Source organism: Dietzia sp. CW19 (assembly GCF_014145265.1).
Classification (GTDB): Bacteria; Actinomycetota; Actinomycetes; order Mycobacteriales; family Mycobacteriaceae; genus Dietzia; species Dietzia natronolimnaea.
On the sequence record NZ_JAALEE010000187.1, the window covers coordinates 1 to 7,640 of the forward strand.

At 65.4% G+C, this 7,640-nt stretch carries 4 protein-coding genes and 1 pseudogene; 3 read left to right on the forward strand and 2 right to left on the reverse strand.

What is annotated here, in order from left to right; translation table 11 throughout:
- The 3 genes from G6021_RS06415 to G6021_RS06425 form a co-directional block, all read left to right on the forward strand.
- Positions 1-457, forward strand: a 457-nt coding sequence (locus tag G6021_RS06415; protein WP_206682645.1) for a hypothetical protein, incomplete at its 5' end; no start/stop codon positions are given.
- Positions 458-1,759 carry a BREX system ATP-binding protein BrxD gene (gene brxD / locus G6021_RS06420; RefSeq protein WP_182640873.1) on the forward strand — a complete coding sequence of 434 codons (1,302 nt, stop codon included), beginning with the start codon at positions 458-460 and terminating at the stop codon, positions 1,757-1,759.
- Positions 1,760-3,871, forward strand: a complete 2,112-nt coding sequence (locus G6021_RS06425) for a DEAD/DEAH box helicase (protein WP_182640874.1) — start codon at positions 1,760-1,762, stop codon at positions 3,869-3,871. It begins immediately after the preceding gene.
- A 1,478-nt stretch (positions 3,872-5,349) separates the two neighbouring features.
- Here G6021_RS06425 and G6021_RS06430 read toward each other — a convergent pair.
- Together G6021_RS06430 and G6021_RS06435 are read right to left on the reverse strand one after the other, a co-directional pair.
- Complete coding sequence (locus tag G6021_RS06430; protein ID WP_182640875.1) at positions 5,350-6,981, reverse strand: ATP-binding cassette domain-containing protein; 1,632 nt, start codon at positions 6,979-6,981, stop codon at positions 5,350-5,352.
- A 150-nt stretch (positions 6,982-7,131) separates the two neighbouring features.
- A pseudogene (locus G6021_RS06435) lies at positions 7,132-7,640 on the reverse strand (thioesterase family protein); the annotation flags it as partial.

Below are 7,640 nucleotides of genomic sequence, written 5' to 3' on the forward strand. Positions count from 1 at the left end.
TGCTGGACAGGCTGCCGCCGGGCACTCTGGGCGAGGACCCGCGGCCAAGCCCGCCACGCGGCGCAAGGCGCCGCAGAACGCCGACCAGGTCTCGCTGTTCGAGTCGCTCGACGCCGATGTGCAGCCCGTCTCCCCGACCCCCGACCGGTCGAGGAAGCCCGCCGACAAATTTGCGGATCTGAGCCGTAGCCCGTACTTCAAGGACCGGGTCAGGTCGCAACAGCTCAAGCCCACGCCCGTCGAGTTGGCCAACGTGCTGCGCGAAGTCGCCGCCAACAACGGCCGCATGCCCGTCGCAGTGCTCGGCAACTTGCTAGGGCTCAACGCGCTTCAAGTCAGCGGCACCATCGCGAGGATCCAGAAGGTGGTCAACGTCGACGGCATGCCGGTCCTTGAGCGTGAGGACAACGATGTGGTGCTGACGCCCCAGACCCTCTTTGAACAGTTCGGACTGTAGATGACCGTCTCCCCCGCCCGCCGTACCGCGATCATCGACGCCCTCCGCCGCGGCACCGTCCCCGCCGACGGGCTGGACCAGCTCGCCGTGGGCCTCGACCGGCTCGCGCCGGTCCTGGGAGAGGAGCTGGACAAGGTCGCCGGCGGCGCCGCCGTGTTCAAGGCAGTTCGCGGTGAGTACGGCTCCGGCAAGACCTTCTTCGCGCGCTGGCTCCAGCAGCAGGCCCTCGACCGCGGGTTCGCCGTGTCCGAGGTCCAGATCTCCGAACTCGAGACGCCCCTGCATCGACTCGAGACCGTGTACCGGAGGGCCTGCGAAGAACTTCGAACCCCCGCTGTCTCTCGACAGGCATTCCGGGCCGTCCTGGACGACTGGCTCCTCGGAGTGGAAGACGATGCGGCCTCTTCCGGAGCAGACGCCGCCGAGCTGCTTGAGGAGAGGCTGCGCTCAGTCGCCGATGCTGCGCCCGTGTTCCCGCTCGCTCTGCGCGGGTATCGGGACGCATTGCTTAAGGGTGATATCGAGGTGGCCGACGGGCTTGCAGCCTGGCTCGGTGGACAACGCAACGTGGCGGCGTCGGCAAAGCGCGCCGCCGGGGTCAAGGGCGAGTTGGACCACTTCCTGGCCATGGGCTTCTTCCAGGGACTGCTCCAGGTGCTCGCCGGCTCCGGCCACCGAGGGCTCCTGCTGGTGCTTGACGAGGTGGAAACCCTCCAGCGCATGCGCGGCGACGTCCGGGAGAAGGCCCTCAACGCGCTGCGGCAGTGGATCGACGAGCTCGACTCCGGCCGCTACCCCGGGATGTACCTGCTCATCACCGGGACCAGCGCCTTCTTCGAAGGACAGCAGGGCATCAAGCGACTGCCTCCGCTCGACCAACGGATCGGCGTGAAGTTCGACGCCGACCCCCGCTTCGACAACCCCAGGCAGCCGCAGATCCGGCTCCAGGCCTTCGACTTCGACCGACTGGTCGAGGTCGGGTCGCGCGTGCGAGACCTCTACGCGGTCGGCCTCGACCCCGCCGTCGCCCAGCGGGTCACCACCCTCGTCGACGACGCGTACCTGCGCGTGCTCGCCGAGTCCGTGGCGGGAAAACTCGGCGGCCAGGTGGGGATCGCACCCCGCCAGTACCTGCGGATGCTCGTCGACTGCCTGGATCGCGTCGAGATGTTCCCGGACTTCCTCCCGCGGCAGCACTTCACCCCGACGCTCGACGCGTCCGACCTCAGTCAAAGCGAACGGTCCGCGGTGGCGGCCTCGTCGTCGTCCCCCATCGATGACCCCGACGCCATCGAGCTCTAGATGGAGCACCGCGCCCCGCAGGGCTTCCCCGCGCTGCACCCGCTACTGCAGCACCACGTGGTCAACTCCCTCGGCTGGCCAGGCTTGCGGCCACTGCAGGAGGAGTCCGTCCGGCCGCTCATCGACGGCGAGGACGCCCTACTGCTCGCGCCGACCGCCGGCGGCAAGACCGAGGCCGCCGTCTTCCCCGTCCTCACCCGCATGTCCCACGAGGACTGGGCCGGGCTGACCGTCCTGTACGTGACCCCGCTCAAGGCGCTGCTCAACAACCTCGCCGTGCGACTGGTCGACTACACCGCGTGGATGGGTCGCCGCGTCGAGGTATGGCACGGGGACGTCGGCGAGAGCGCCCGCAGGACCATCCGCGCCGACCCCCCGGACATCCTGCTCACCACGCCCGAATCCATCGAGGCGATGCTCGCCTCCACCAAGACCGACCACCGCACGCTGTTCGCGAACCTGCGGACCGTGGTGATCGACGAGGTGCATGCCTTTGCTGGCGACGACCGCGGGTGGCATCTGTCCGCTGTGCTCTCGCGTCTCGAGCACCTGGTCGGGCGCCCGTTGCAGCGGATCGGGATGAGCGCGACCGTCGGCAACCCCGAGGAGCTGCTGCAGTGGTTGCAGGGCGGTGTCGACGGGACGGCCGGGCGAGTGATCGCACCGGGCGTTGCCGTGGGCGAGGCGGTCCGGCCTGTCGCCGGTGACGCCGACATCGTCGTGGACGCCGTCGACACTCTCGACTCCGCCGCTTTGTTGCTGTCCAAGCTGTACCGGGGGCAGAAACGGCTCGTCTTTGTGGACAGTCGACGGCAGGCCGAGGAGCTCGCATCGATGCTCCGGGGCTTCGACGTGGACGTGTACCTCTCGCACTCGTCGCTCTCCGCCGAGGAACGGAGGCGGTCCGAGCTGGCCTTTGCCGAAGCGCGCGACTGCGTGATCGTGGCGACTTCAACCCTCGAACTGGGCATCGACATCGGGGATCTGGACCGGATGATCCAGATCGGTGCCCCGACCACTGTGTCGAGCTTCCTCCAGCGGCTCGGCCGGACCGGACGCCGCGCTGGCACCGTCCGCAACTGCCTGTTCATCGCCACGGAACCCCGGCACCTGCTCCGGACGCTGGGACTCCTGCATGCCTGGGGCACGGGGTATGTCGAGCCCGTCGTCCCGCCGCCGGTCCCGCTCCACCTGGTGGCGCAGCAGATCATGGCCGCGATGCTGCAGGAGGGCGCGCTGCCGCGCTATGGCTGGCAGGACCGGTGGGCGGCCACCCCGCTCATGCATGTGGACACCCTGGAGCGTCCCGCTGAGCTGATCGTCGACTTCCTGGTCGAGCGCGGCTACCTCAATGTCGACGGCGGCGCCATGTTCCTCGGGCCCGACGCCGAGAGGGTGTTCGGCCGCCGCCACTTCATGGACTTGCTCACCACCTTCGCGATGCCGCGGGAGTTCACCGTTTTGGCCGGCCGGCAGGAGGTTGGGACCGTGGAGTGGCGGGCGCTTACTAGCGGCGACGGGCCGATCCATCTACTCCTTGCCGGGCGGTCCTGGAAGGTCACAGACATCAACTGGCCCAGGCACAGGGTGCAGGTGGAGCCCGCCGCGGGCGGCGGCAGAGCACGGTACGGGTTCGGGGGCGCCGACATCGGTCGGCAGGTCGCGCAGGGCATGCGCACTGTGCTGCTGGGCGAGCTCCCCGAGCAGATTCGGCTCACCGCGCGGGCGCGCGCCGGACTCGCCGACGATGAGGACCGGTTGCGTCACACGGTCAGCTCGCACGGACCGGTCTGGACCACCACGGACAATGTCCGCAAGTGGTGGACCTACGAGGGCAGTGCCGCCAATCGCAGGTACCAGGCGGCTCTCGGGCCGGCGTTAGGCGAAGAGCTGGCGCCGCAGGGCGGGATGGTCCAGCCCGACGCGATTACCCTGCACGAGGGCATGCCCACCCAGCCTGCGGCGGAACGGCTCGAACTCTTGGAGTCACTGCCGGAGAGTGAGCGGCCGCTTCCTGCGGTGCCCGCGACGCTGGTCGACAAGCTGAAGTTCTCCCAGGCGTTACCCGTCGAATGGGCCCAAGAGGTCATCGCGCGAAGGCTAACCACCTGATAGGGGACGAAGACGGAGACCTGACCGCTGCCCAAGACACAGGTTAGCCAAAAAACATGATGTAGACACTTGAAAGCGTGCCAAGACTTAAGTATTTAGCTACCGCTTATTGCTACCGATTCTTCATATCTAGTTCACGTGACTCATTAATTCCCCATGCCATCCTATGTAGTCGGTTCTCCAGTTTACTTCTCTGCCGGCATGTTCGTCGATGAACTCACGAATGAACCGAGTCCATCTTCCTCTCCCTACCAAACCTTCTTGGCCCATGGTCATCCAGCTCGTGCGAGGAAACTTGCGAAGCTTGTTGCTTAGTAGGTCAAGAATCCAAGACTGAACTGAGAGGGACTTTTCAACGGCAGAATCTGCTTCTGATCTTGCTGGCGAGTATCCGGCATGAACGATTCGGTGACGAAGGGGCCGCGCGCTCGATTTCCACGCTAACCAGGGTGATTGGCTTGATGTCCAGTCACCCCCGAGGCGGGGTTGGAGTACCCGTTCGACTACGCTACCTCGGGTTTCATACTGGAAAAATTGGGCAGCATACTCTGGCGTGATCGAATTTGGGGTGACGAATTGTTCTTCCCACATCAGGCATGTAGCAATAGCGACCGTGAAAGATTCTACAAAAGTAATGCTGTTAGAGACGGCATCATAGTAGTTTCCCCGCACATTCATGGCATACTTTGAACGCATTGCCCATTCGAGAGATAGGGATAGAGGGTCGCCAGACTCGATCTGATGGGCGAAGAACTGGGCTGCCTCCTCCAATTCTCGACCGCCGCCATCTTTGAGTTCGGGGTTCGACCAGTCCGGAGAACGCGTTAGCGTCTCAAGCAATACTATCGATCCGGACCAATTCAGTCTTCTAAAATCTAGTAGTGACCAGTCTTCGGTCTCAACATCGGCGGTCCAAGCTGGGAGAAATTCTGGTAGGTCTTCGTATGACAGGATATGGACACGGGACTTTGTGGCCAAAAGGTATGCTCGCGCAACTAACGCAATCGCCGAAACTACTCTGTTTATCGGGTCGTGCTCAGTCGGAACATTGCGCGCGTCATGCGATCTGACCTCAACTGCAGACGAAGGCATAGTGGTGATCGCATCGACTACCGTGTATCGATATTGGATACCTGTAGTAGAGGGCTTATGGTCGTCAGGAATTAAAGATTCAAGTGTAAGAACGTCTCGTATAGAGTTGAACTGAATGTCGGCCTGGCCGATATCACTACGTCCTTCATAGAATTGAAGGAATGTGCGTTCAGAAACTCCAGTTTCGGAGTCTGGACCATGGAGACTAATTTTCTGCCCAGTGTAAACAGGTAGCGGATGAGGGAGTCTTAAAATTGTGCGAAAGAGTTTCCCCGAATAGGTCACACTAACGCCTTCCGAATCGTATGTAGATAAGTATCTAACGTCGCGATATTTGGATCAGCCGCGATTCTTAGGCATTCATCGTAGCAAGCGGTCGGGTTCGCTTACGCGAGTTCGACGATCTCCATGTATTCCTGGCTCCACAGGTCCTCCGTGCCATCCGGCAGGATGATGACCCGCTCAGGCTCCAACGCCTCCACGGCGCCGGGGTCGTGCGTGACCAGCACGACCGCACCCTCATACGTCCGTAGTGCATCGAGGACCTGCTCGCGCGAGATCGGGTCGAGGTTGTTGGTGGGCTCGTCGAGCAGCAGCACGTTGGCTGCCGAGGACACCAGTCCGGCCAGCGCCAGACGCGTGCGCTCACCGCCGGAGAGCGTGCCTGTCGGCTGCTCGAGTTGGGGGCCGGTGAACATGAACGCCCCCAGCAGACTGCGCAGTTCCTGCTCCCCCGCGTCCGGCGCCGCGTGGCGGATGTTCTCCCACACGCTGGCGTCCATGTCCAGGGTGTCGTGCTCCTGGGCGAAGTAGCCGATCTTGAGCCCGTGCCCGGAGACGACGCCGCCCTCACCGTCGGTGCGCTCCACACCGGCGAGCAACTTGAGCAGGGTCGTCTTGCCGGCGCCGTTGTACCCCAGCACCACCACCCGGCTGCCCTTGTCGATCGCCAGGTCGACTCCGGCGAACACCTCGAGCGAGCCGTACATCTTGGTCAGGCCCTTGGCGAACATCGGGGTCTTGCCGCACGCGGCCGGGGTGGGGAACTTGATGTGCGCCACCTTGTCGGCCACCCGCACCGCGTCGAGCTGGTTCATCATGGTCTCGGCGCGACGGATCATCTGCTTGGCCGAGGCGGCCTTGGTCGCCTTGGCACCCAGCTTGGCGGCCTGCTGCTTGAGCGCCGACGCCTTCTTCTCCGCGTTCGCGCGCTCGCGGCGGCGCCGGGCCTCATCGGTGGCGCGGGCGTCGAGGTACTTCTTCCACCCCATGTTGTAGGCGTCGATCTCCCCGCGCACGGCGTCGAGGAACCACACCCGGTTGACCACGGCCTCGAGCAGCTCGACATCGTGGGAGATGATGATCAACCCGCCCTCGTGCTTCTCCAGGAACTGGCGCAGCCACGTGATCGAGTCGGCGTCGAGGTGGTTGGTGGGCTCGTCCAGCAGCAACATGGTCTGGGACTTGCCGGCCCCGTCCGAGGCGGCGAACAGGATCCGCGCCAACTCCACGCGGCGGCGCTGACCGCCCGACAGCGTGCCGAGGTTCTGGGTGAGGATCCGCTCCTCGAGCCCGAGGCTGTTGCAGATGCGGGCGGCCTCGCTCTCGGCCTCGTACCCACCCCGCGCGGAGAACTCGTCCTCGAGCCGGCCGTACTTCCGCACGGCCTTGTCCATCGCCGCGTCGTCCGGGGCGGCGACCATCTCGTCCTGCGCTTCGGTCATCTCGACCATGAGCACATCCAGCCCGCGGGCGGACAGGACCCGGCTGCGCGCGAGCTGGCCCATGTTGCCCTCGCGGGGATCCTGGGGCAGATAGCCCACCTCGCTGGTGCTCGTGACCGTGCCCGCGTACGGCTCACCCTCGCCGGCGAGAATCCTCATCGTCGTCGTCTTACCGGCACCGTTACGACCCACCAGGCCGATCCGGTCACCGGGCTGGACCCGCAACGAGGACCCGTCCATGTGGAGCAGGGTGCGCACGCCGGCGCGCACCTCCAGGTCGTCGATGGTGATCACGTGCGCGGGTACCTCGTCTGATATCGGGGGGAATCGGGCCGACCCGCCACTCTACCTGCGGTGCGACACGCGGGACGAGTCCGGTGACCTGGGTCTCCGCTCGGCCCGGGTCCGCCCGTCACCCGACCCCGCCCTCAACCGACCCTGCCCTCAACCGACCCTGCGCCCGTACAGGTTCTGGACGCTGCGGCCGATCCGTCCCCGGTCGTCGGACAGGAGCGTGTCGGTGATGACGCCGCGACCGGGGCCGCCCACCGTCTCGGAGTCCAGATGCACCCACCCCGGTTCCGGTTCCCGGTGCAGCGAGACCACTAGGTCACAGTTGACCGCCGGATGAGTGAGCGGGTCGGTGGCCAGGGAGATCCCGCTCGCCGAATCCGCCACCAGGATCGTGTGCTGCCACCCGGTCATCGATTCGCCCTCGAGCAGGTCGAGCCGGCTCCGACCCCACGCGCGGGCCGGCCCCAGGGCGTCCCCGTCGCCGTGGTCGAACGAGAAGTCCACCACGGACAGGTATCCGTCCGCGTACGCGAAGGACATCATCGCCCCCCGTTCGCGCGGCGCGTCCGGCACCTCGGGACCGGTGTGGTCGCCGTGCACGGGGAAGTCCTCGGGAGTCGACCGCATCCGCCACCCGCGGGCCACCAGGGCGGGCCGCC

Excerpts from the sequence above, each read along its gene's own strand:
- G6021_RS06425 (WP_182640874.1), top strand. The coding sequence starts at position 1,760 with ATGGAGCACCGCGCCCCGCAGGGCTTCCCCGCGCTGCACCCGCTACTG.
- brxD (WP_182640873.1), top strand. The coding sequence starts at position 458 with ATGACCGTCTCCCCCGCCCGCCGTACCGCGATCATCGACGCCCTCCGC.